Annotated in this window: 20 protein-coding genes, 1 tRNA gene, 1 other RNA gene and 2 pseudogenes; 17 read left to right on the top strand and 7 right to left on the bottom strand. The window is 67.8% G+C overall.

Annotated features, from left to right (window positions below; genetic code table 11):
- Positions 1-109 precede the first annotated feature (109 nt).
- The 7 genes from IG90_RS0137005 to IG90_RS0136975 all read left to right on the top strand — a co-directional run bounded on the left by IG90_RS0137005 (position 110) and on the right by IG90_RS0136975 (position 7,379).
- A complete protein-coding gene (locus tag IG90_RS0137005; RefSeq protein ID WP_324604320.1) occupies positions 110-1,126 on the top strand; it encodes an aminoglycoside phosphotransferase family protein in 1,017 nt (338 codons plus the stop codon).
- A 92-nt stretch (positions 1,127-1,218) separates the two neighbouring features.
- Entirely contained in the window at positions 1,219-2,454 is a 1,236-nt protein-coding gene (locus tag IG90_RS0137000) for a methionine adenosyltransferase (RefSeq protein ID WP_233436140.1), read from the top strand.
- A gap of 47 nt (positions 2,455-2,501) precedes the next feature.
- The gene (locus IG90_RS0136995; protein ID WP_233436139.1) at positions 2,502-3,380 is read left to right on the top strand and encodes an aminoglycoside phosphotransferase family protein; all 879 of its coding nucleotides are present in this window, start codon (positions 2,502-2,504) and stop codon (positions 3,378-3,380) included.
- Positions 3,377-4,090 (top strand): histidine phosphatase family protein, encoded by a 714-nt coding sequence (locus IG90_RS0136990; protein ID WP_030594979.1) that lies wholly within the window; start codon positions 3,377-3,379, stop codon positions 4,088-4,090. The genes IG90_RS0136995 and IG90_RS0136990 overlap by 4 nt, the downstream gene beginning before the upstream one ends.
- Complete coding sequence (serS, locus tag IG90_RS0136985) at positions 4,083-5,375, top strand: serine--tRNA ligase (RefSeq protein ID WP_030594975.1); 1,293 nt, start codon at positions 4,083-4,085, stop codon at positions 5,373-5,375. Before IG90_RS0136990 ends, serS begins: the two co-directional genes overlap by 8 nt.
- Position 5,376: 1 nt before the next feature.
- Complete coding sequence (locus IG90_RS0136980) at positions 5,377-6,399, top strand: glycosyltransferase family protein (protein WP_030594972.1); 1,023 nt, start codon at positions 5,377-5,379, stop codon at positions 6,397-6,399.
- Positions 6,396-7,379, top strand: a complete 984-nt coding sequence (locus tag IG90_RS0136975) for a hypothetical protein (RefSeq protein WP_030594969.1) — start codon at positions 6,396-6,398, stop codon at positions 7,377-7,379. The genes IG90_RS0136980 and IG90_RS0136975 overlap by 4 nt, the downstream gene beginning before the upstream one ends.
- Before the next feature lie 136 nt (positions 7,380-7,515).
- Here IG90_RS0136975 and IG90_RS0136970 read toward each other — a convergent pair whose 3' ends face one another.
- Together IG90_RS0136970 and IG90_RS0136965 are read right to left on the bottom strand one after the other, a co-directional pair.
- The gene (locus IG90_RS0136970; protein ID WP_030594953.1) at positions 7,516-9,249 is read right to left on the bottom strand and encodes a relaxase/mobilization nuclease domain-containing protein; all 1,734 of its coding nucleotides are present in this window, start codon (positions 9,247-9,249) and stop codon (positions 7,516-7,518) included.
- Positions 9,246-9,806 (bottom strand): MobC family plasmid mobilization relaxosome protein, encoded by a 561-nt coding sequence (locus IG90_RS0136965; protein WP_030594950.1) that lies wholly within the window; start codon positions 9,804-9,806, stop codon positions 9,246-9,248. Before IG90_RS0136965 ends, IG90_RS0136970 begins: the two co-directional genes overlap by 4 nt.
- Before the next feature lie 439 nt (positions 9,807-10,245).
- Here IG90_RS0136965 and IG90_RS47235 point away from each other — a divergent pair, with 439 nt between their 5' ends.
- Complete coding sequence (locus IG90_RS47235) at positions 10,246-10,518, top strand: hypothetical protein (RefSeq protein WP_411572657.1); 273 nt, start codon at positions 10,246-10,248, stop codon at positions 10,516-10,518.
- A 6-nt stretch (positions 10,519-10,524) separates the two neighbouring features.
- On the opposite strand, the pseudogene IG90_RS47230 reads toward IG90_RS47235, so the two are convergent.
- Positions 10,525-10,923: pseudogene (locus IG90_RS47230) on the bottom strand (DUF2637 domain-containing protein); the annotation flags it as partial.
- Between the two features lie 295 nt (positions 10,924-11,218).
- A pseudogene (locus tag IG90_RS0136955) lies at positions 11,219-12,193 on the bottom strand (AAA family ATPase); the annotation flags it as partial.
- Between the two features lie 420 nt (positions 12,194-12,613).
- On the opposite strand from IG90_RS0136955, the gene IG90_RS0136950 reads away from it, so the two are divergent.
- The 7 genes from IG90_RS0136950 to IG90_RS41000 all read left to right on the top strand — a co-directional run bounded on the left by IG90_RS0136950 (position 12,614) and on the right by IG90_RS41000 (position 18,217).
- Positions 12,614-13,159 (top strand): helix-turn-helix transcriptional regulator, encoded by a 546-nt coding sequence (locus tag IG90_RS0136950; RefSeq protein ID WP_030594944.1) that lies wholly within the window; start codon positions 12,614-12,616, stop codon positions 13,157-13,159.
- Positions 13,160-13,292: 133 nt separating this feature from the next.
- Positions 13,293-13,592 carry a helix-turn-helix domain-containing protein gene (locus IG90_RS0136945; protein ID WP_030076856.1) on the top strand — a complete coding sequence of 100 codons (300 nt, stop codon included), beginning with the start codon at positions 13,293-13,295 and terminating at the stop codon, positions 13,590-13,592.
- A complete protein-coding gene (locus tag IG90_RS0136940; RefSeq protein ID WP_030594940.1) occupies positions 13,589-15,355 on the top strand; it encodes a tyrosine-type recombinase/integrase in 1,767 nt (588 codons plus the stop codon). The genes IG90_RS0136945 and IG90_RS0136940 overlap by 4 nt, the downstream gene beginning before the upstream one ends.
- A 55-nt stretch (positions 15,356-15,410) precedes the next feature.
- The gene (locus IG90_RS0136935) at positions 15,411-15,923 is read left to right on the top strand and encodes a hypothetical protein (RefSeq protein ID WP_030594937.1); all 513 of its coding nucleotides are present in this window, start codon (positions 15,411-15,413) and stop codon (positions 15,921-15,923) included.
- 177 nt (positions 15,924-16,100) lie between these two features.
- Positions 16,101-17,153 (top strand): hypothetical protein, encoded by a 1,053-nt coding sequence (locus IG90_RS0136930; RefSeq protein WP_030594934.1) that lies wholly within the window; start codon positions 16,101-16,103, stop codon positions 17,151-17,153.
- A 37-nt stretch (positions 17,154-17,190) separates the two neighbouring features.
- Entirely contained in the window at positions 17,191-17,616 is a 426-nt protein-coding gene (locus tag IG90_RS41005; protein ID WP_030076848.1) for a hypothetical protein, read from the top strand.
- A complete protein-coding gene (locus tag IG90_RS41000; RefSeq protein WP_051860339.1) occupies positions 17,609-18,217 on the top strand; it encodes a hypothetical protein in 609 nt (202 codons plus the stop codon). Before IG90_RS41005 ends, IG90_RS41000 begins: the two co-directional genes overlap by 8 nt.
- Before the next feature lie 335 nt (positions 18,218-18,552).
- Here IG90_RS41000 and IG90_RS0136915 read toward each other — a convergent pair whose 3' ends face one another.
- The 3 genes from IG90_RS0136915 to IG90_RS0136905 form a co-directional block, all read right to left on the bottom strand.
- On the bottom strand, positions 18,553-19,278 hold the full coding sequence (locus IG90_RS0136915; RefSeq protein WP_030594928.1) for a PaeR7I family type II restriction endonuclease: 726 nt from the start codon (positions 19,276-19,278) through the stop codon (positions 18,553-18,555).
- Positions 19,279-19,289: 11 nt separating this feature from the next.
- Positions 19,290-20,966 carry an Eco57I restriction-modification methylase domain-containing protein gene (locus IG90_RS0136910; protein WP_030594925.1) on the bottom strand — a complete coding sequence of 559 codons (1,677 nt, stop codon included), beginning with the start codon at positions 20,964-20,966 and terminating at the stop codon, positions 19,290-19,292.
- 304 nt (positions 20,967-21,270) lie between these two features.
- A tRNA-Ser gene (locus IG90_RS0136905) sits at positions 21,271-21,358 on the bottom strand.
- A gap of 143 nt (positions 21,359-21,501) precedes the next feature.
- Here IG90_RS0136905 and ffs point away from each other — a divergent pair.
- Positions 21,502-21,598: signal recognition particle sRNA small type (ffs, locus tag IG90_RS41185), an RNA gene on the top strand.
- A 112-nt stretch (positions 21,599-21,710) separates the two neighbouring features.
- On the top strand, positions 21,711-23,238 hold a 1,528-nt coding region (locus IG90_RS0136900), incomplete at its 3' end, for a DNA polymerase III subunit gamma and tau (RefSeq protein ID WP_030594922.1).

Genomic DNA, 23,238 nt, shown 5'->3' with positions numbered 1-23,238 from the left:
ATCGTCATGAGTCCACACAACCCTTGATGATCACGCGGTGGCCGTTCCAGTTCTCACGCGGGTCCGACCCAAGATCGCGAAGTCACACTGGAGTACTAGTGCGTAGAAGATGGCATCTCCCCGGGCCAAGGAGCACCAGACGGCTTGGCCCCTGGGGACTCGGCATAAGCACGTCGGCAGCACTGACAACCGCTTCACGCGAAGCGGATTCGGCGGGATGGAGGTGTGGGGAATGGGCGGCACAGGGGTGGCCGAGCCGTGGACCGAGCACGGCCTTGGCCCGTTCGGGCCGGCAGTCCACAAGTCGTATTCGAGAACGCAGCACGCCACGGACGGCAGTGCCTTCTTAAAGGTCTACGTGGTCATCGATCCCGACGGCAGGCGTCGGGACGAAGTCGCAACGATCGAGCGCGCCGCCTTACGGGGGATCTCGGTTCCGCTCGTCCTTGCCTCCGGGGGAGGCGAAGCCGGCTCTTGGACCGTTTTCCGGACGATGACCGGGACGCCGTGCTCGATAGGCACGCGTGAGGCGGTTGAGCGATACATCGGTCACGTCGTGGCTGTGAGTGGGCGACTGCACCGGCCCACTGCTGGCGTCACACCAGGCTCAGGTTGGGGAGCAAGGCGTGTCGATCTATGTTCCTCTCACCAGTTCCTTCTGGACCAGCTCTCCAGTCGTTGTCACCGACTGCCCTGGTGGTCGGTGCTGAGCGCGGCCCTTCAAACCATCGATGCGCACCCGGTCGTTCACCTGCACGGCGATCTCAAGGCCGAGCACCTCCTCGTCGACGGCGATCGCCTGCACGTGGTCGATTGGGAGGCGAGTGCCCGCGGACCGGCCGTCCTGGACTACACCGATGTGGTCTTCCACCTCATACGCGACCTGCTGTACAAGGGCGTTCCACCTGGACGTATCCCGGTCGATCTCGTGACCCGGCTGCCCTTCAGCGGCCCGGTTCTAGCCTGGCGGCTGCTCCTATGGCTCGATCGCCGTCGGCCCCAAGACATCCGGCTCGTCACCGTCCACGACGTCTGTCGACTCGCGGCCGACGAGCAGGACATCTCCGCGTACCAGTCGCTGGCCCACACCATCGTCCGCCTCCGCGCTGCTGGCGTTCCTCGCTGACTCTGCGCCTCATTGCTCGTCCAGGCGTGCTGACGCCTGCGCTCATCCGCCTCTGCCCCCCGGAACGGGAGTTCGTGATGCCTCGTACGAGCATGACCATCGACAACAGCCATCTCGTCATCGACACCGGCATGGCCCAGCCGAACGCGACAACCATCGTGGAACGCAAGGGACTCGGCCACCCGGACACCCTGGCCGACCATCTTGCCGAGCGACTGTCCCGTGCCTACAGCCGCTATACGGTCGAGCACTTCGGCGCCGTACTGCACCACAACTTCGACAAACTCGCGCTCTTGGGAGGAGCCAGCGAGGTGCGCTACGGGGCAGGTGGGATGACCTCGCCGGTGCGGGTTCTGGTCAATGGCAGGGCGGCGCCAATGTGTGGTGGCGAGCCCATCCCGGTCACGGAGATCGTGGAGGCCGAGGTGCGGTCCTTCTTCGCCGAGCGGCTCGCCGAGGTCTCGGATCACCTCGACCTCACCTTCAACATCACCAGCAATTCCAGCCCTGGTGCCGTCCTCACCGGGGATGCGGTGCCGGACCGAACCCGTTGGTTCAACCCCCGCTCCATAGACGATCTGCGGGAGCGGCGCGTGCGGCTCTCGAACGACACCTCCCTCGGCACCGGATGGGCGCCGGAGAACCCCTTCGAGTCGTTCGTCCGCGAGCTGGTGGATCATTTCTCCGGCGAGAGCGAATTCACCCTCTCCCGCGCCTGGTGCGGCTCGGACGTCAAGCTCATGGGGTACTGGGACGGGGACCAAGCGGACGTCGTGCTCTGCGTCCCGCAGAAATCGCGTCACGTGAGCAGCCGCGCGGAGTACGTCCGGAACACCGAAAGCGTCCTCGCCGAGTGCTACCGGCTTGCCGGACTACGGCTGCCCGGCTCCAAGGCTCGCTTCCGGCTGAACGCACGCGACGTGCCGGAGAAGGATGAGCTCTATCTGACCTACACCGGCAGCTCGATCGAATCCGGTGACGAAGGCGTGGTAGGGCGGGGCAATCGTGTAAACGGCCTCATCACGCCGCTGAGGCCGATGAACCTGGAGGGGGCCAACGGCAAGAACCCGGTCTATCACGTCGGCAAGCTGTACAACGTGGCTGCGCAGCGGCTCGCCAACCGGCTTCACGAAGCGACCGGGGGGCATGCTGAGGTGCACTTGGTGAGTACCACGGGGCAGCGGCTGGATCAGCCCTGGCGCATCCTCGTTCGGCTGTCCTCGCCCGATGCCGAGGTCGACAAGGTGCAGGCGTTGGTCACGGAAGCTCTCGGGGAGTTCCCGGCTCTGACGGATGAGCTTGTTTCCGACGGGATTGTGCTGAGCTGATGAATGCGCGGACACTCGGAGAGATTCCAGCAGGATCCCGACAGCGATTGCTCGACCACTACGGGCCGGGTGCGCAGATGTGGCTGGCTGCGGTACCTGGCCTGCTGGAACAAGCTGCGAAGCGCTGGAAGCTGTCTCTCGGCGGCTACCACGACGCCGGACACGCCTCAGTGATCGCGTTGGCCACCTCCCTCGACGGCTGCCCGCTGCTGCTAAAGGCATGGGCTGACCCTGCCCGATACCGGCACGAGATCAGCGCTCTGCAGCTGTGGGCCGGCGGTCCGACGGTGGACGTCGTCGAGACCGCGGACGATCTTGGGGTAGCCGCCCTCGAACTGGTGGCAGGCCGCCCCGGTGCTGCTCAGCGGCCTCCGCGCGAAATGCAGATGGTCGCTGCCGCCCTCCAAGGGCTGCACACCATCGGCCGCCGCAGAACCCTGCGAGGTGCCTTACCTCACCTCGCAGACCACATCCGCACCGAAATGCTGCCGCGGATCCAGCGACGGACAAAGACACTCTGCCTCGGCTCATGGCGCCAGCTCGTCGACGCCACGTACCCAGCACTATCCGGCTTACGGGAAGACGCCGGTCGCACGACCGTCCTTCACGCAGACCTGTACCGCGAGAACGTGCCCTTCGACTGGCTGGGGCACCCGCGCCTGCTGGATCCGCTGCCCATGGTGGGCGACGCGGTATTCGACTGGGCCTTCTGGACTGTCTACTACGACCTCGGGCGCGGAACCGACAGGCGGCTTGCCGCCGCCGCCCGGATCTCCCGGATCCCCGTCCCTGTACTCGCCCCCTGGTGCAGAGCGCTGGCCTTCGACGGACTCCTCTTCTACGTGGAGACCGCGGACCCGAGAGCGCAACGCATGTCGGAAGTGCTCTCCAGCCTCTCGGCGTCGATCCCGAGGAGGGACTCGTGACCACCTACATCCTCCGCCATGGGCAGACGAACTACAGCAGGCGATATCTGGTCAATGGTGATCCGTCCAAGCCCATCCGGCTGACCGAGGAGGGGCGGCAGTCGCTCAGCCGAGGCTGGGCGACCCTGCCTCTCCACACGGTACGGACGTGGCTGACCAGCGAATTTCCCCGAGCTCAGCAAACAGCATCTCTGTTGATGGGGGTTCCGGCAGCGAAGCTGGTCATCGACCCTCGCTTGAACGAACTCGACTACGGAATCTTTGAAGGCAGCCCATTTCTGGAGTACGCGGTCTGGCTCGACGGCCACGGCTCAACGAAGCGCCCAGAGGGCGGAACCGAATCCCAGCGAGAGGGCATCCGGAGAATGCTCGTGGGATTGCTCTCCGCCCTGGAGCGCCCTGGGCCCCGTGTCCTCGTAGGGCATGGCCTGCTGATCTCGGTGCTCCTCTGGCAGCAGACCCGCTGCGCAAATGAAGCCATGCCGCTCTTCTTTCCGGAGGCGCCCTATCTCGATCCGATCGTCATCCCTGACGATGAGCTGCCCGACCGGCTCACGGCGTTGCTGGGCGATCTTGATCGGGATGGCCGACACCAAGAGGCCAAGGACGACGATGCCGCGTCCGTATTGCGGATCGGTGGAGGCTCGGCGGTTGCTACCGTCGAATCCGCATCCCACTCGCCGGATCAGAAGGATCTTCCTCATGCATGATGCCCGCGCCCTGATTGAAATGGGTGCCGAAGCGGTTCGTCGGCTCGCTCGTCGCGGTTACACACTGGACCTGTCCGCGCTGGAGGACCTTCAGTCCCGGCGCAACCAGAACATCCGCTCGGCCGACGAGCTGCGGGCGGAGTCCAAGCGGGTGGCAAGCGAGGTCCAGCAGACGGCCAAGCAGGGCGGTGACATCACCAAGCTGAAGGAGCGCGCTCGCGAGCTCAAGGACGAGATCCGGGAGATCGAGACTGGGCAGGAGCAGGTCCAGGAACAGCTCCGCGACCTCCTCCTCAGCATTCCGAACCTGCCGGACGACGCCGCACCCGATGGTGACTCCGATGAGTTCGCGGTCGAGGTCAGGCGTGTCGGCACACCGCCGGCATTCCCGTTCGAGCCGAAGGACCACGTCGACCTCGGCGAGGCCACCGGCATTCTCGACTTCGCACGGGCGACGAAGCTCTCCGGCCCACGCTTCGCGGTCTCCCGCGGCGCCGGAGCAGCGCTGGAGAGGGCGCTGGCCACGCTCTTCCTCGACCTCCACACCCGTCGGCACGGGTACATCGAGCACGCGGTTCCGTACCTGGTCACCCGAAAGACCATGACGGGCACCGGGCAGCTGCCGAAGTTCGAGGAAGACCTCTTCAAGACCGGCGTCGCCGACCGGGAGCTGTTCCTGATCCCGACCGCCGAAGTGCCACTGACCAACCTCTACGCCGACGAGATCATCCCTCCCGCCGAGCTGCCGTTGGCGCTCACCGCCCACACGCCATGCTTCCGTTCGGAGGCCGGATCGTACGGGCGCGACACCAGGGGCTTGATCCGCCAGCACCAGTTCTCCAAGGTGGAGATGGTCCGAATCGTCGACCCGAAGGACGCTGACGCCGAGCTCGAAAAGATGGTCAGCCATGCCGAGGCATGCCTGAAGGAACTCGGCCTCGCTTACCGGGTCGTCACCCTCGCTGCCGGCGACACGGGTTTCTCCGCCCAGCTCACGTACGACATCGAGGTCTGGATCCCGAGCCAGAACACGTACCGCGAGATCTCCTCGATCTCCAACTTCGGCACGTTCCAGGCCCGCCGCGCGAACATCCGCACCCGCGGTGAGGACGGCAAGCCCAAGCTCGTCGCCACGCTTAACGGCTCCGGCCTCCCCGTGGGCCGAACCGTTGCCGCGCTTCTCGAACAGTCCCAGCAGGAGGACGGCTCCCTGGTCCTGCCCGAATCGCTCTTTCCGTACCTCGGCTTCCGCCGTATCTCGGCGGACGGAACACCGGAGGCATAACGTGCTCGTCGGCGTCTGCGACTTCCCTGGTAGCTACGCCTTTCCACCCGCCGGGTACGGCGGGATCGAACGATGGCTGTGGGCGGTCGCCGTGGGCGCCCGGGCCGCAGGCGCCGACGTACACCTCCTCGGGCCGGGCTGGCTCACGGACTTGGAGAACGACTGGGTCCGTAAGCCCGTCCGGCTGGAGGACATCACCACAGGAACCCTCGCCGAGCGTGAGCTCCGCAGCACCGGATACGACCTCCTGGTCGTTGGACACGAATATCCCTCGCTCCCCGCCTGGACCCGCACTCTGGCCGCGCTGGACTGCGATGTGGCCACGTTCCAGCACTCGCCGATCTTCCAGCACGCAGACACAGCCTTCGACGGCAAGCGGTCACGTCTCTACTGCTACTCGCCGGAAATGATCGAGAGGTATGCCGCTCACCAACCAATCCCCGAGCTTGCCGTTCACCTCGGTCTCCACGAGGAGGAACCCCCGGCCGTCCCCGGAGCCGATCTCGTCTGGCTCGGCCGGATCGACGAGGAGAAGGCGCCACACATAGCCGTACGGGCAGCCCAGTTACTCGGCCGCAGGGTACGAGTCGTTGGCCCCGTCTTCGACGCGGACTATGTGCGGCGCTACGACCGACTGTTCAGCGCAGACCATGTAGAGTGGGTCGGTGAGCTCGGCGGCGCTGCCAAGACCGCTGCCATCCGTGACGCCTCCGTCTTCGTCTACACCTACGCCCGCACCTACGTGGAAGCCGGCGCCGCAGTCTTCGGGGAATCCTTACGGGCCGGCACGCCCATGGCCGCACTCACCTGGCGCGAGGGCACCTGCGCAGAAGCGGCACTGTGCGAGCGCACCGGCGCGATCACCGTGGCCGACCCCGGTGCGGACGACGAGACAGCCGCCCGCCAACTGGCTCGTGCCATCGAGCGAGCGGCAACGCTCGATCACCAGCAGGTCCAGGAGATCGGTCAGCACCGCTTCGATCCTGTCCGGCACTTTCGAGCACTGGCGACAGGATCAGCATGACCGGCACGGCCAATGAAGCGCTGTCGGGACGGATACCCGCCGTTCTCCGCGCGGCGCTAGGCAAGCACTGGGAGTTCACCGTCGCCGACTCCCGGATCGACATCCGCCATCCCCACCGCGGAACCCCCTACAGACCACCTCGCCACCCGCCCTCCTGGAAGGAGATCCTCGACCGCCTGGAGAACGGCTTCGCAAGGGACGGCGCCCCACGCGCCGCATGCCTCCCGCTCAGATGCGGACGCGAGACCGAACTGACCATCTCCGCGGTCCAAGCCCTCGACCCCCTCCTCAAAGAGGGCAAGCCACACACGTACCGGACCGGGTTTCTCCCTCAGCCCGTCGTACGCTTCACAGGCCCACGCGACACCGCTGGCGTCCTGTGCGAAGGAGCCCTGACATCCTTCGTCAACATCTCCAGAGTCCAACCCGTGCAGACCCTGGACGAGTACGGATCCATTCTCGACAGCTGGCTGTCCGTCCTTTCCCAGCTCGGCTTCCATGCCCGGCATCTGAGCATCTACGGCAGCGTCACTCCGTGGCGACGACGACAGGTCGGCGGCGTAACGCTGCGCTTTCGGCACCTGGACCTCACGCTCGGAGACCTCGTCCTCCTGTGGAACCACGAGAACCCGGATCGCCTGGCCGTCGACCTAGGAACGGGGCTGGAGCGCCTTGCTTGGGCGCGCACCCAAATGCGCTGGCACGAAATGATCTACGGTCGCTTCGCCCGGGCGGCCCCAACAGAAACGCTGGACGCCATCCGCACCGCCACTCTCCTTCTGGGCCACGGGATCGCTCCTGCGGCCCGAGGGGCAGGTGGAATCACACGACGGGTCATCGGTTCGATCGACTCAAACGCTGTGCGCCTCGGTGTCAGCGCCGTGGTCCGAGACCTCTACGACTATTGGTCGCTTTTTGGCCCTCCGCTCGTTCCCTGGCCAGAGATCGCTCGGGTTATTGAGCAAGAGGTACGTGTATGAGTGCAGCCGCCCAGCCACCCGTCTCTGCTGCGGGAGGTAGCCGTCGCCTGATGAGACGGGGATGAGCTGTGGGGGAGTGTGGCTGGGGTGGGTTCGTGCCCCTGACGGGGCTCTGGGTAACGCGCTCTCCTCAGGGTTAGCGGCGGGGGCGGCTCGGCTGGCTCGTGGGGGCTGCTGTTGCCGTGGGCGGCTGGGTGCCGGGAGACGGTGTGCTGAAGGCTGACGCGGTGGTGCTTCGTAGGCGGGCTGCTTCGGCGCGGCGGTTGGGTGCGGGGTTGCGGCTGGTGTGCTGAATGCGGGTGATCAGGACGCGGGCGGGCCTGTGGGCAGTGCCGAGCTCACGGCGGGCGGCGGCTTCCTTGAGGAGTTGGTGGGGTTTGTGGCCGCCGGCTTCGGCATCGGCGAGGACCGTGGCGAGCGCGGGCCAACCGGGATCGGAGAGGATCCGCTCGGCGTGTTCGGGGACAGCTGCACGTATGTCGTTGGCCAGGATGCGACGGGTCTCCTCCTTGAAGGGCCGGGCTGCCAGCTCGGTGAGCGTCGCACTGAGCGCGTCGTCGGCGGCTGACTGCAGGTGCTGAACGGCTTGGCGGGCGGCGTCGGCCTGGTGAGCGTGCCCCTTAGCCTCGTGCCAGCGTGCAGCGAGGATGGCGGCCCAGAGGAGTGCGGCGGTCAGGGCGGCGAGGGCGCTGCCGTCGGGCCCGGTGGCAGTGTTGACGATGTCGCGGGCTGCAGACCGCAGGGTGTGGGCGGCGCGGTCTTCGGCACGGCTTTGAGAGCGCTGGGCACGGGCGAAGGTCCGGCTGGCCGCATGTAGTTGCGCACGGATATCTGCGGGGGCGTTCTGGGCGGTGGCTTCGATGAGTTCGCCCAAGGCAGTGATGTGTGCCTGCGCTCGTGCGTCCTTACCGTCGTCGGCGCTTGTGCCGGTGATCTCTGTGTGGAGGGTGTCGAGGGCTTCGGTGGCCTGATGCCAGGCGGTGGCGGGTCGGTTGCGCCGGGCGGTGGGGTGTTCCTCGGGGGCGCTGGTCTCCAGGCGAGCCTTCAGCTTGGGCAGGGAAAGGTCGGGGGCGATCTTCCCGCCGGGGTGGTAGATCTGCTCGCCGTCCTTGTTGAGATCGCCGGGGCGGCCTACGGAGTAGCCGAGGAGGTCTCCAGAGGGGCCGCGGCGGGGCTTGACCAGGATTTCGCTGGCTTCGAGGTAGGCGAGGAGTTCCTCGGCGCTGGTGGCGTGCGGGATGGCGGCGCGGATGCGGTCCTGGAGCCACTCGCGGCTGGTCTGCTCCCAGCCGAGGCGGTCGGCCTTGTGCATCTCGGCCTGGGTGGGACGGCGGGCCGCGGTGCGGTCGCCCTTCTTCAGGCGGCGCAGCCCGTAGTCTTTCTCGATCTCCCGGCAGGCGTCGCCGACGCGGATGCCGCTGTCGTGGAGCTTGGGGCGTCGGCCGTCTTCGCGGACGGTGGTCGCGAGGATGTGGATGTGGTCATCCGCGTGGCGTACGGCGATCCAGCGGCAGGCCAGATCGTCACCTTCGGGGGCGATGCCGGATGCCTGGACGATGCGTTGGGCGATCTCGCCCCACTCGGTGTCGGAGAGGTAGCGGTCTTCGGGTGCTGCGCGGACGGGGCAGTGCCAGACATGGTCGGTGACAGGCTTGCCGAACTCGCTGTTGCGCAGGCGTACGGGCTCGTCGAGGTAGTGGCCGAGTTCGGTCAGGGTGGCTTGTTCGTCGCGGCCGGGATTGGGCATGCCGAGCATGGCGAAGCCGGTGACGAGGTGCGGGTCGAGGTGTTCGTCGTGCCGGCCGGGACCGTAGAGGTAGGCGAGCAGACCGCGGGTGTTGGACCCGGCCGGTTTGATGGCTGCGATCACGTTGACGATTCCTCCCTCGGGTCGGTGGGCTGACGCAGGGCCTCGGCGATCAGGGTGAGTAGGCGGTGGAGTTCGTCGAGGCGCTGGCGGATGTCGGGCGGGGTGAGGTCGCTGTTGAGCGCGCGGGCGATCTGGTTGATGTTGCTACCGATGCGGTTGAGGGCGCGCAGGACCTGGGCACGGAATATGTGGGTGCGGCGGCGGTCCTCGGACAGGGGGAGGTTCGCGGTGAAGCGGCCGTCGACGAAGGCGAGGACGACGTCGGCGGCGAAGCCGGATTCGCCCTTGTAGCCGTGCTCGGCTGCGGCCTCGCGCAGGCTGGTGCGCTCGTCGTCGGTGAAGCGCAAGGGGCCGACGCGCTTCAGGCGCGCGTCGCCGGTGAACCGGCGGATCGTTGGCTGGACGCGCTGCACAGAGGGTTCGCCGACGACGGGAACGTCAGTAGGCGTCGGGCGGAGGATCGCTTGCTGGGCGGCGTGAAGCGTGTCCGGGTCGGGGCCGCCCCCGGCCCCAGCTCCCGGGTCCGGCGCCCCCTGGCGCTGGGCCGTCTCCGCCACCCCCGGGGCGGAGAACCCCGAAGACCGGCCATGAGTCGGACTCGGGGTACTACTGGCTCCGCCAGGAGCCGTCCGTCCGAACGCCCGCCGCAAACGGTCTGTCAGCGTAGGCGACTTCGTCAGTGTCGGCGGCTCATCGATGGAGCCGTCAGTGTGGTTCGGGTCGTGGGTCACGGATGGTTCTCCGGAAGGTGTGGGCCGGGTGGTGGCGTGCGGAGGCCACGGCTACGACTGCGGGGTGTGGATGAGTGACGGCGGCGGAGAGGCGGGGACCGCTTGCCCGGTGGCCGTAGGAGTTCCGGCCACCGGGATGGCGGGCGATCAGCCGACGTTCCGACCGACGCCGGGTTCCGACCGGAGGACTTCCATGACTTCGGTCAGCCTCTGGCCGCCGACCGTATGTCCCTTGGCACGTATGGCCTGTTGCACGATGTCCCGTGTGAGCTTGCGCTGCTCGGCCGCGGCGATCCGTCCGATCTCGACCAGTTCCTCGACCGTCGCGCTGACCGGACGCCCACCACGCGGCCGGCCCTCCGAAATCCTGGGCGGTGGCGTTCGGCTGGAGTCGGTTGCCTGCGGATTGGCGATGCGTTCGGATGGTGTGGCCCGCGGTTTCCGGTGCCTCGGCGGAATTGAGTGCAGGGCGGTCGAAGGGCCGGTCGACCAGTTGGTGGATCTGCCGCATCAGCACGCCGAAGGCCAGCAGGGCTGAGGTCGGGGGAACTGCCGCGACCACGTAGTCGAGCAAGGGCACGACGCTCGCGTTGCCCGTGCCGCTCACACCGGCCACGTTGAGCGCAATGGATCCGACCGACCCGGTAGCGGTCAGGGTGACCGCCCACCAGTCGGTCACTCGGCGGAGGCCGGCGCGGAGCATGAGCAGTTCGCCCGCGACGATGAAGGCGTCCAGGGTCGCGGGCCAGGCCCATTGCCGGACCGGGGAGCTTCCCAGGCCATGCTGTCCGGCGACTTGGGCGAGGTGTGCGTAGGAGAGCCAGAAGCCGCCGGCGGTGAGGGCGATGATGACGGTTCCGGCCGCGGCGAGGGCGTACCGCTCGGCGGCATGCTGGGCCGTTGCTTGTGGCTTCACGTCCTGGACGTGCTCGGCCTGGGGCATCGAGTGGCTTTGCCGGGTGGTGTCATGAGGGGTGTCGGGTGTGGTCATGCGGGTTCTCCGGGGTGGTTCTGCGGAGGCGATCACGGCGTTCACGCAGGGGGCGTACACGCGAGCCCCCTTCTAAAGGGGGGCTCACGCGTGAACGCTGGTGTGCGTGTACGGCGTGAACGATCGCGTGATCGTCTGACCTGGGGTTTCGTTCTTGGCGTGTACGCCTGCGGTGAGGCGTGGGCCGGTGCGCGGGGGAGGGGTGCGTGTACGCCCTCGTGTACGGTCCCGGCGTTCGGCGATCAGGTCAGGAGACGGCGCCGATATGGCGGACTGAGGCGCGGTAGCGGGCTTGCTGGCCGCCTCCGGTGCCGCCCGCGGTGCCTTCGGCCTTGCCTGCGAGTCCGGCCCTGACGAGTCGGTCCAGGGTGCGCCTGGCTTTCTCGGTGGCCGAGCGCTCGGGGTTGTTCTGGCCGCTTTGGATCATGGCGAGTTCGCGCACGGTCAGGCCGTCGGGGCGCTGTCGCAGGATGGCGACCGGGTCGAGGGCGGGGTCGAGCGTCGAGATGCCGCGTTCGTGGTCGTGGATGACCTGTAGGGGGCCGATCTCGCCGGTGGGGGTTTTGAGGTGGTGCAGGGTGACGGCGAGGTCGCCGGCCTCCCCGGAGACGAAGAGAACGCTGCCCGCGCCGGAGGTGATCCAGGTGGAGCCGTAGACGCGGTCCAGGGTGGGCTTCTGGGCGCGTGGAGCGCCCTCGGTGGCCTTGCGCTGATGGTGGAGTTCCATGATCTCGACGCCATTGCGGATAGCTCGCTGGCGGGCGTTGTTGTAGGCGACGCCGAGGGCGTCGTCGACCAGCGTGCTCACCGCGTCCTTGAGGCTGTCGATCACGATGGTGTCGGCCTGGTGGGCTGCGGCGAGGTCGGCGAGGAGGTCGGGCTCCTTGTCCAGACTGGCGGGCAGGGGGCCCTGCCAGACGGCGAGCCCGTCGCGCAAGCGCTGCTCGTGCTCGGGCCCGACGCTGCGGGCCATGGCGCGGGCGATCTGCTTGTACCGGTCCAGCGCGAGGTAAAGCACCCGCCGGCTCGATGCGACCGGCATGTCCAGGACGCTGTCCGACAGGCCCAGACGAGCGAGGATCACCTGGTGGGCCAGCGTGGTCTTCCCGACTCCCGGCGCTCCGACGATCATCAGGCTCTCTCCCGACGACCAGGCCGTCTGCTCCCGAGTGCCCCAGAGAGGTTCGGTGTCAGTGCCGGTCTCGGTGACGAAGCGCCATCCGCGATCACCGCCGCCTGATGCATGCAGGCCCCCAGCACGGCGGCTTCGGCGTCGACGTCGTGCGGAGGAACCGCGGTGAGGTCGCCGGCCGTGGGCTGGCGGCCGGTTCCCGCGAGGTGTGGCGCGTTCGGCCGGGGTTCGTCCATACTGGACATTGAGCTCCTCAACTTGCGGGCCGTACGGGACGGCGAATCCCAGGCCACGCGGGTCAATCGTTCAGGGATGGGCGGTTACGAGAGTTCGTGCTTGGCCCCCGACGTTCGTAGCGTCGGGGGCTTTTTGCGTTCACCGCCGTTCGAGGGCGGACGTCTACAGTACCTGACGTTTTGGAAACGCAACGGTTGCATTCGGCTCCGGAATGGTGTTTAGTTTTCACCATCGACCCGGCTGTCCGTCGGGCCCCAGCAAGGAGGTGCAGTGATGAGCAGTGACGAAGGCGCCTCCCGCGCGGGGCCGGACCGGCCTCCAGCCGAGGAGCACGTCGCGGAGCGCATCAAGCTCGAACGCGAAGCGCGCGGATGGAGCACGGTCACTCTCGCCGAGCGGATGGCTGATGCCGGCCACCCGGTCAACCAGTCCGCGATCTGGCGCATCGAGAGCGGGAAGCCTCGCCGCCGGGTCAACCTTGATGAGGCTCTCGGCTTCTGCAAGGTCTTCGATCTGACCTTCGACGAGCTGACCAGCCCGCCCGGTCAGCTCGCCAATCCGCTGGTCCGACGTCTCGTCGGCGAGTACGTCGCGAGATGGAGGGAATGGCGGGATCTGGGCAAGGACATGCGCCGGATCCAGGACGAACTGGCGGCGTACACGGACGCCAACCCCAACCAGGACGACATGGTCAAGGCGCTACTGACCCACGAGTTGACCATCGCCTCGAAGGGCGAATTCCATCACCACCGCGGAGCCCCGACGCGGCTCCGCAGCTTCCTCGGCGAGCGAATGGACACGCCACCCGAACAGAGCTAACCGGCTCCCTCGCTGCTACGAACAGCGCGGGTCTTGCCATCTATCGCTCCTTCTCTTCACGCCCATCCCTGAACGATTGACCCGCGTGGCCTGGGATTCGCCGTCCCGTGGCTTGCCAGGAGAGGACCCTCCCTTGCACCGAAACGAACTTCCGCTTGCCCTGATAGCCGACCTGCTGGACGTCCCCGAGGACGACCTGCGGAACCTGATCTCCGAACGTCGGCCGGCCCAAGACGACACCACCCTCGTCGCCCTCACCGTCGCTGAAGCCGCGCGACGCATCGGCATCGGCCGCACGAAGCTGTACGAGTACGTCACCTCCGGCGAAATCTCCTCGGTCAAGATCGGCAGCTTGCGCCGCATCCCAGCGGAGGCGGTGAACGACTTCCTGGCTCGGCGCCTCACGTCCGGCGACTTCGGGACCGCAGCATGACGCGGGGCGCGACGGCGAATAGTCGTCAGCCCAACGGAGCCTCCAGCATCTATCTGGGCAAGGACGGTCGCTGGCACGGCCGTGTCACCGTCGGCGTAAAGGACGACGGCAAGCCCGACCGCCGTCACGTCAGCCGCAAGACCCGAGCCGAGGTCACCAAAGTCGTACGGGAGCTGGAGCGGCAACGAGACAAGGGTTCGGTTCGCAAGGCCGGACAGAGCTGGACGCTGGAGACCTGGCTTACCCACTGGGTCGAAAACATTGCCGCGCCGAACGTCTCCGAGAACACTATCGACGGCTACCGCGTCGCGGTGAATCATCACCTCATCCCCGGCCTGGGTGCCCACCGCCTGGAGAAGTTGGAGCCGGAACACCTGGAGCGCTTCTACAAGAAGATGCAGGAGACCGGCAGCGCCCCAGGCACCGCCCACCAGGCACACCGCACCATCCGTACCGCCCTCAACGAGGCCGTGCGCCGTGGCCACCTCACCCGCAACCCAGCCACGATCGCGAAGGCGCCACGCCTCGAAGAGGACGAAGTCGAGCCGTACTCGGTCGAGGAGGTCCAGCGCCTCTTGGCGGAGGCGGGAAAGCACCGCAATGCGGCCCGCTGGGTCATCGCCCTGGCTCTCGGCCTCCGCCAGGGAGAGGTCCTCGGCATGCAATGGACCGACGTCGACTTCGAACTCGGAGTCATCCGCGTCCGACGAGGCCGCCTGCGGCCCCGCTACGAGCACGGCTGCGGCAACCGCTGCGGGCGCAAGCCCGGCTTCTGCCCGCAGAAGATCAACGTCCGGCGCGAGACCAAGAACGTGAAGTCACGGGCCGGGCAGCGGCCAATCGGCGTTCCTGACGAGCTGATGACCCTGCTCCGCCGGCACAAGGAGGAGCAGGGCCGAGAGCGCGCTCTCGCCCGTGACCTCTGGACGGAGAAGGAGTACGTCTTCACCTCGCCGGTCGGCGAACCCCTGAACCCGAACACCGACTTCCACCGGTGGAAGGACCTGCTGAAGGCTGCGGGGGTTCGCGACGGCCGTCTTCACGACGCCCGCCACACGGCGGCCACGGTCCTGCTCATCCTCGGGATCTCCGACGCCGTCGTCGACAGCATCATGGGCTGGGAGCCCGGCAAGTCCGCACGGATGCGCCGCCGCTACCAGCACATGACCGGCCCCGTCCTGCAGCAGACTGCTGCCAAGATCGGAGCCCTGCTCTGGGCCGTGCCTGCGGACGCCGCGGAGGAGGTTGGCTCCCGTGCCGCCGTGCGCTCCGGCCCTGCCTCGGTCGACTCAGCTGTCTACCTCGCTGACCTTGGCGGCCGACGCCTGGCCTTCGCCGCCCGCGAGCACGCGGAGCAAGTGATTGCCCAGTGGAGCGAGGACCGGCCAGGCCAGGCGGCACAGGTCGAGGAGATGGGGCGGGAACACTGGGAGGCCGAGGCGGGGGGTGGAGCCCAGCTCATCCGCCATGAGGTTCCCGACCGCCGAATGGTGCACCACGCTCATGCCGTGTTCCTGACGGGAGGTGAACGGCTCAACGTCGGGCGTCCTGCCCGATGGTCAACATGGGCCTGGGACTTCGAGCCCGATCTGTACACGGACCTGCCAGTCCGCTGGCACACTTCTCGTCGGCCAGGCCAGGAGATCGAGGCCCACGTGCGGGGCACGGACGAGAACGCGGTCTCGTCGGCCTACGGGGAGGCGTGCGCACAGGCTGTGGACCGGGCGCGTAATCCCGCCACGTACGGCGATGGGCAGAGTTAGCGGCCCGCAGCGCGGAAGAACGCGCTGCGAAGGAGAGCGATGGAGGCCCCACGGCATGAAGTACAAGAACGAAGCCGAGATCATGCGCGCGCTCGGGATCGACACCTGGAGGCATCTCTCCAAGGAGAAAGCGGTCAAGTTCGCGGCCATGATGCCTGACATGGACACCGAAGTGGCCATGAAGATCGTCGAACAGTTCCCCGAGTTCAGGAAGTTCGCCACGGATGCCTTCGGAGCCATCGAGAAGGCCCACGAGGCCACTCTCGCGGACGGCAGGCATAGCCTGGATCAGGTCTACCAGGCCCTCCGGGAGAACCGGGTGATCTTCGAGCGAGAACTCCACAGAGGCGACCTGACCTGGGAACAGAGGAAGCACCTCCTCGAACTCATCCAGGAAACGGCAAGACTTGCTTCTCAGAAGGACTCTGAGCACAAGCGCCACGTGGACGGTCTACTGAAGAAGGTCATGGTCGGTGTCGGTTCCGGGCTGGCTCTGGCTGTGGTCTTCGTCGGAGGCCGGATCCTGACCCAGGGCAAGGAAGAACCCGATGACTCTGGGGAGTCGTGAGACCTGGCGGCGCCGGTCCTTGACCTCGGTGACCGTCTTATCGACCGGGCCGCGCTGGGCTGTGACTCCCGCTCAGAACCGGGGCGTTGTCAGTGGCGTGCGTCAGACTCGGAGCACGGTACACACCCGTGCCGGCTGTCTGTCCACGCACCGCACCCCCGCCCGCAAGGAACGGTCATGGCACATCTGCACAATCAGTTCGACGACCTGCTCACTCTGATCAACGTAGATCCCGACGTCCTCGCAGCGACGCGCGAACGTCTGGTGCTGGCGCGCAGGTTGGCCGAGCAGCACCCCGAGGGCCGTACGTCGTACAGCTCGGGTTCGATCCCCGTTCGCACCCACATTCAGCCGCACGCGGGAGCCGTCAGCGATGGGGACGGCGGGATCATCCTGGACCGTGTCCAGCACCCGGAGCTTGGTCCTGACGGAGAAGGGGAGGCTCCACACACCATCACCGACGAACTTGTCGCGTTCATCGGCCCGAAGCTCCGCGACCCGGAGCGCACCCCGTTCTACCCCAAGGCGCGGGTGTGCACGTCCCGGCGGGGCCTCAAGATTCACTTCGGCGCCCCGGTCAACGGCACGGAAGTCACGGTCGATCTCATCGTGGCGCTGCGCCGCCGTGATGGGCGCGGGCTGTGGATCCCCGACCTGGAGCAGGCCCCGGGCTCCGCAAAGGCATGGAGTGCGAGCGACCCTCAGGGCCACGTAGAGCTGCTGACGTCCGGCGCCGACGCCCTGCGGCGCACCAGGCGCCGCGCCATCCGCATCCTCAAGGCGTGGAATGCTCAGGCCGCGAAGCCGGGCTTCTCCTCACACCAACTCTCCGTCTGGGCCTACGAGTTCGTCGAGCCGAGAATGGGCCTCGTCAGCGCCGTCCACACGGTGCTGCTGAAGGCCGCCCTGCGCCTTCAGCGCGGCGAGTCGACCAAGGATCCGCGCTCCGTCTCGCCCGACCTCAAGCCGCTGATCCCCGACGCGGATGCCGAGCGACGGCTACGGGTCGCGGCCGACAGGCTCGCGAAGGCCATAGCCGACCCCGACGATGTAGACACGGTGGCGGAGGTCCTGGAGTACCTCTTCCCCAAGACGATGCGTGAACGTGAGCGCGCCTTCTCCGCCGCGTCCTCTCCCCTGAGCACCACTGCCAGCCTCGGTCTCGCGGGTGCGAGCCTGCTCATCCCGAAGACGCGCTCGTGGCGGGAGGACACGGCCGTTGAGGGGTGACGGGCGTCCTGCGCGGCGTCCTTGGTTCGCACGTCCGATGGCCCGCGCCGAGCTGCTGACCGGGATGCGCTCAACGGGGCTCGACGCGCGCGAGGTGGACAAACCTGCCGACTTCGCGTCCGGTTTCACTGTCCAGGTCTACCCGCACGTTCGGATCCTGCCCTCACACAGTCTCCGGATCGCCTTCGCCGCCGGCGATCCGGCATTCCCTCGCGTCCACGCACGCGGACCCGACTGCCCCGCCCACCGCAACCCCGACGGTTCCCTTTGCCTCTGGTACCCGAAGGACGCGCCCTCGCGCCGCTGGTCGCCCGGTGACGGCGGGCGGGTCCTCGTCGCGATCATCGTCCGCCATCTGCGATGGGAATCTGCCTATCGCGCCACCAACATCTGGCCGGGCTTCGAAGCACCCCACGGCCACGGTTCGCCGGGCCTCGACGAACAGGACCACATCATTGGCTGACGCGATCAAAGTCTTCGGCCCCTACGCCGCTGTTTTCGCCGCACTCGTGACCGGCCTCGTCCTCGGCCTCCAGGCGCGGATTGGCCGTCGCGCCCAGCTGCAGGAGCGGAAGCAGGAATTGTTCGCGAGCGCGTACGAGGCGAGCATCCAGTACGCGGAGATGGCTTACGCCGTGCGGCGCCGCCGCGCGGACGCTGCCGCCGAGGAGCGGGTCCGCCTGTCGGAGCAGCTGCGAGAGATCCAGTCCAGACTGACCTGGCACGAGGCGTGGGTCCGCTTCGAGGCTCCGGAGGTGGGCGCCGCGTATGACGAACTCGTCGCCCGTACGCGGACGGTGGCCGGGCAGAGCATGAAGGATGCGTGGCTCTCGCCCCCAGGGGCGGACGACACGGCGATGGTGATCCCGACGTCGGTGATCGACCTGCGGGCGCTGGCGGATGTCCGCGAGCGCTACATGGCCGCGGTGGAAGCGCACCTTCGCCCCCGGGGCCGCGCCCGCCGCCTTTTCCCGCGCCCGCGCCGCGCCATGCCACCCCCACCCGTGCCTGCTCCCCCGGCCGGTGGGACGACCCCCGGCGGCCCCGTCGGCGGCTCGCCGTGAGACGAAATACACGCACACCCCCGCCTCCGGCCGGCACTGGCCCTGGACCCACGTGATCATCGACGCCCTCGAACGGCTCGCTCTCCTACCGAACCCCGGGTGACCAGCAGGTCTCCCCGTTCCCACGCGAGCCCTTCACCCGGAGCAGTGGAACCCCGCGCCACCCCGAGACGACATTTGGGCCCCCGACCTGCCCCCTCTACCCACCACACGAAACGGCCGACCGACTCCGCGGCGGACCGTCAAGCAAGATCGAGGTTAGGGACCTCGCCCCTGCGAAGGCATCCGAATGCGGGGCCTCGACCAGATCGGTCGGGGCCCGCTCGTCCTTTTTCCTAGCCGGGGATCCCGAGCTCCTTCAAATACGTGAGGCGGGCGCTTATGGCAGCCGAGAAGTGCCGCCAGTCAAGGCTGTTCACCAGTTCGACGGGCTTGGGGTCCTCGGCTGAGGACGTGACATAGCAAGCGGCGTCGTACAGCTGCTCGGCCACAAGGCGCTCGCAGAAGATCCCGAACCGGTCCTGATACGAGGTGCCGTGCCAGATTGAATCGGCAGGCAGCGCGCCCTCCGCGATGCTGACCGGCCTCCGAGAGCCGCTGCCGTCCTCCATGATGAAGAAGTAACCGAGCCAGGGCTTCTCCTTCGGATACAGCTCGGCCAAGGCGGCCCGTCGCAGATCCACCGCGCTGCCGAGTGCTTCCTCAACCCGGTTGTTGTAGTTGTTTCCGAACGACGGCCCACCGAGGGCCTTCAGTTCGAAAGCCGCAACCAGCACTCCCTCGTGGACCACCACGAGGTCCCACTGCTTCTGGGGGCGGTAGTAACCGGGGAGTTCCAGACCTTGTTTCTTGGTGACCCGGATGCTCTCGGGCGGGTAGCCGGCTTCGAGGAAGAACTTCGACAGGAGGATCGCGATCGCGTCGAAGTGCTTACCACCGCGCACGGATCCGGCGGTGCCGGCGCCGACCGCGGCCTTGATCGCGGACTGCTCCCGCTGCAGCTGCTTGGCGCCCCAATAGGTCGCTATCGCGTCCTCGAAGTCCTGGCGGGTGACCGTCAAGATCCGCTCTCCTAGTCAGGAAGCTCGGCAAGTCCGTAGACGCGCAGGGCGGCCTCCGTGGCGGCCCTCACGTCTCGCTTGTCGAAAGCTGCCGCCAGGGCTTCTCGGTCGCGCTCGCTGATCGCTTCCGGGTCTGGGACCCGGATCTTGCGGAGGTACTGAGCCTGGAAGCGGAGGGTCCCCCCTCGCATCTTGACCGCGTACGCCTCCACGAATGCTTCCGCGACCTTGGAGAGTAGGAGACCACCCAGCACGCGCATGTCCCAGACGTCCGAGACGATGAAGTACAGGTTGTGGTGAGGGTACAGTCCGCCCTCGTCGAGTACCGGATGGATCGTCAGCTTCATGTCCGGGAGCAGCAGCTTGGGTCGCCGAGTCAGCGCGTGATCGACCTTGTCGATGGTCTTGTACCAGCGGTGTGGCTGCTTGACCGCCACGTAGCGCTTGCGCAACGCGGCCCCGTGTTCGTCGAGATACCTGGCAAGCCGGGGATACGCGGCGAGGTCGACCAGATCGCCGTTGGCCGTCCAGGGGTTGACCAGGTAGGTGCCGTTCCAGTTGAGCGTGCCGCTCGTGGTGTCGCGAACCATGGCCATCGGCAGGAGGCGGTCGTCTTCGATCAACGTGCCGTCGTCGGTGAGGAAGACCTTGTCCGCTCCGGTGGCGATGCCGATGCCGACTCGGGTACCGGACTTCTTGCTCTCAAGCAGGTGGAAGCGCTCTGTCAGTTCCTCGAGGACTGCCAGTCGTGCAGGTGAAGCACTCGGCCAGGAGTCCTCGTCCGGAAACCAGTGCGGCATGCGAGCGGCCTGGAACGCTGGTGTCGTGACCGACTCTGTCTGGTCAGTCGCGTACCAGCGTGCGAAGGCGGTGGCCTCAGGAGCACCGAAGGCTCGTGTGGTGTCCGCTGCCACAGCGGTCCCCTGAGGCCGCTTGCTGATCAGCGTGATGGCGGGGTACGCGGAGACCTGGTCGTGGAAGGCGTCCACATCGTGCATGACCATAGCCAGATCCATGCTGAAGTTCTTGGTCACCAGCTGGCGCAACTGCCGGCCGTACTGATTGCGCATCCAACGGTCCGCGCAGATGAAGCCCAGCTGTCCGGCTGCCCCGAGGCTTCGAAGGGCGACTTCGAAGAAGCCGACGTAGATGTCTGCGCGGCCGCCCATGGTGGGGCACGCGTGACGATAGACAGCCATCCTGTCCGCCGGGACGTCCTCCAGGCGGATGTAGGGCGGGTTGCCGACCACATAGTCCGCGTGCTGGGTCCCTTCGGGCTGGAGTAGGTAGTCACCCTGCTCGACCCAGGCCGCCGCCACCTGCTGGGCATCTGTTGGGTTCCAGCCGTCGTCGACCAAGTGCTGCTCGACGACTTCGCGGCTCCTGCGGACGTTGCGCTCCAGCAGATCGAGCGCACGCACGGCATGGCTTGCGTCACTGATGGGACGGTTTTGCTCGCGGCAGGATGCGCTGATCCGCGAAGCCACGGCTCCCAGAAAGGCTCCTGATCCGCAGGCCGGCTCCACGAGCTTCAGGTCGCAGAGGGCTTTGTCAGAGGTGTAGCCCACGAGGTCGAGGATCAGATCGACGACCCAACGCTGCGTGAACACCTCGCCGTGCTCCACGGCCTCCTCGGGGACTGAGGGGAGGGTGTGGAGGGCGGTGTCGAAGAACAGGGGAGTGGCCACGTCTTGACACTACTAGGGAGGATTTCGGCCACGAGAGTTATCCACAGGCGTCGCTCGCGCTCAACGGAGTGATCTGTTCCATCTGCGGAGCATCGGGCCCGTGGGATCGACATCCACTCGTCCCCATGACCAACGAGAGCGCGCTCTGGCTTGTCGGCCTTGAGGGGTGCGCGGCGGAGGAGCGGACCAGCAACCGAGCCGACGCGTCACCTCGGAGCAACTGAGACCAAAACTGAGACCACCAACGTCGAAGGCCCCCGCAGCAAGCTGCGGGGGCCTTCGACGTATTGCCCGGTGAGAGCAATGGCGGAGGATACGAGATTCGAACTCGTGAGGGGTTGCCCCCAACACGCTTTCCAAGCGTGCGCCCTAGGCCACTAGGCGAATCCTCCGCCGCAAACAATACAAGACGTTGGAGGGTGCTCGCGAACACGTTCCCCGAAGATCGTCCGGAGAGGGTCCGCGGGGCTGTTCGGTCGCCGTTCGGCGGGGTGGGCGGGTGGACCGGAGGGGGTGGGGATCCGCTAAGGTGGGCGTCAGCCCCTCACGTGGCGCTATCTGACTGAACTCCCCCAGGGCCGGAAGGCAGCAAGGGTAGGTCGGCTCTGGCGGGTGCGTGGGGGGCCCTTTGCGTTTCCGGGGCCCCGGCCGCCGGGGTTGCTCCGGGTGCCGGGCGGAGGTGTGAGGGCGGGCGCTCGGGCGACGTGGGTCCGGTTGTCAGCCGGCCCCGATAACCTCGTAGATGTGTCGTCCCTTGCGCTGTACCGCCGCTACCGCCCCGAGTCGTTCGCCGAGGTCATCGGTCAGGAGCATGTCACTGACCCGCTCCAGCAGGCCCTGCGGAACAACCGGGTCAATCACGCGTACCTGTTCAGCGGGCCGCGCGGCTGTGGAAAGACGACCAGTGCGCGCATCCTCGCCCGCTGTCTGAACTGCGAGCAGGGGCCCACGCCCACGCCGTGCGGGGAGTGCCAGTCGTGCCAGGACCTCGCGCGCAACGGGCCGGGTTCCATCGATGTGATCGAGATCGACGCCGCCTCGCACGGTGGTGTGGACGACGCCCGCGACCTGCGCGAGAAGGCGTTCTTCGGGCCCGCCTCCAGTCGTTACAAGATCTACATCATCGACGAGGCGCACATGGTCACCCCGGCGGGCTTCAACGCCCTGCTGAAGGTGGTCGAGGAGCCGCCGGAGCACCTCAAGTTCATCTTCGCGACCACGGAGCCCGAGAAGGTCATCGGGACGATCCGGTCGCGTACGCACCACTACCCGTTCCGGCTGGTGCCCCCGGGCACCCTGCGCAGCTATCTCGCCGACGTCTGCGGCAGGGAGAACAGCCCCGTCGAGGACGGCGTCCTCCCGCTCGTCGTGCGGGCCGGGGCCGGGTCCGTGCGTGACTCGATGTCCGTCATGGACCAGCTGCTGGCCGGTGCGGGCGACGACGGTGTGACGTATGCCATGGCCACCTCGCTCCTCGGGTACACCGACGGTTCGCTGCTCGACTCGATCATCGACGCCTTCGCCGCCGGTGACGGGGCCGCCGCCTTCGAGGTCGTGGACCGGGTGATCGAGGGCGGAAACGATCCGCGTCGCTTCGTCGCGGACCTGCTGGAGCGACTGCGTGATCTCGTGATCCTGGCCGCCGTGCCGGACGCCGGGGACAAGGGCCTCATCGACGCCCCCGCCGACGTGGTCGAGCGGATGCGGGCCCAGGCCTCCGTCTTCGGCGCCGCCGAGCTGAGCCGCGCCGCCGACCTGGTCAACGACGGGCTCACGGAGATGCGCGGGGCCACCTCGCCGCGCCTCCAGGTGGAGCTGATCTGCGCCCGGGTCCTGCTGCCCGCCGCCTACGACGACGAGCGGTCGCTGCAGGCCAGGCTCGACCGGCTGGAGCGCGGGGCCTCGGCCGCCGCTGCCGCCTCGTTCGCCGGCCCGCCGGCGGGGGCCGCGCCGATGGGGTACGCACCGGGCCCCGAGGCCCACGTCCCGGCGCACGCCCCCCAGGGGCACGCGCCGGCCCAGGCAGCCCCCATGGCCCCCGCCCCCGGGACGGCCGCCGCCGCACCGCACCCCGCCCCCGCCGCCTACGCACCGCCCGCCGCCGAGACCGCCCCACAGGCTCCCGCCCCACAGGCCCCCGAGCCCGCCCAGCGGCCCGGATCCTGGCCCGCCGCCGGTGGGGACCAGGCCCGTCGCCCCGGCGGCTGGCCCACCGCGTCCGCCCCCGGCAGCGGCCCGGCCCCCGCCCCCCCCCCGCCGCCCGCACCCCCCG

The organism is Streptomyces anulatus (genome assembly GCF_000721175.1).
In the GTDB taxonomy this organism is placed as follows: Bacteria; Actinomycetota; Actinomycetes; order Streptomycetales; family Streptomycetaceae; genus Streptomyces; species Streptomyces anulatus_C.
The sequence above is the reverse complement of the archived record's forward strand: the minus strand, read 5'-3'. Positions and strand labels throughout refer to the sequence as shown.

Bases quoted from the DNA above. Each gene is read 5' to 3' on its own strand.
- IG90_RS0137005 (WP_324604320.1), top strand. From the start codon at position 110: ATGGCATCTCCCCGGGCCAAGGAGCACCAGACGGCTTGGCCCCTGGGG.
- IG90_RS0137000 (WP_233436140.1), top strand. From the start codon at position 1,219: ATGACCATCGACAACAGCCATCTCGTCATCGACACCGGCATGGCCCAG.
- serS (WP_030594975.1), top strand. From the start codon at position 4,083: ATGCATGATGCCCGCGCCCTGATTGAAATGGGTGCCGAAGCGGTTCGT.
- IG90_RS0136975 (WP_030594969.1), top strand. From the start codon at position 6,396: ATGACCGGCACGGCCAATGAAGCGCTGTCGGGACGGATACCCGCCGTT.
- IG90_RS0136950 (WP_030594944.1), top strand. From the start codon at position 12,614: ATGAGCAGTGACGAAGGCGCCTCCCGCGCGGGGCCGGACCGGCCTCCA.
- IG90_RS0136940 (WP_030594940.1), top strand. From the start codon at position 13,589: ATGACGCGGGGCGCGACGGCGAATAGTCGTCAGCCCAACGGAGCCTCC.
- IG90_RS0136935 (WP_030594937.1), top strand. From the start codon at position 15,411: ATGAAGTACAAGAACGAAGCCGAGATCATGCGCGCGCTCGGGATCGAC.
- IG90_RS0136930 (WP_030594934.1), top strand. From the start codon at position 16,101: ATGGCACATCTGCACAATCAGTTCGACGACCTGCTCACTCTGATCAAC.
- IG90_RS41005 (WP_030076848.1), top strand. From the start codon at position 17,191: ATGGCCCGCGCCGAGCTGCTGACCGGGATGCGCTCAACGGGGCTCGAC.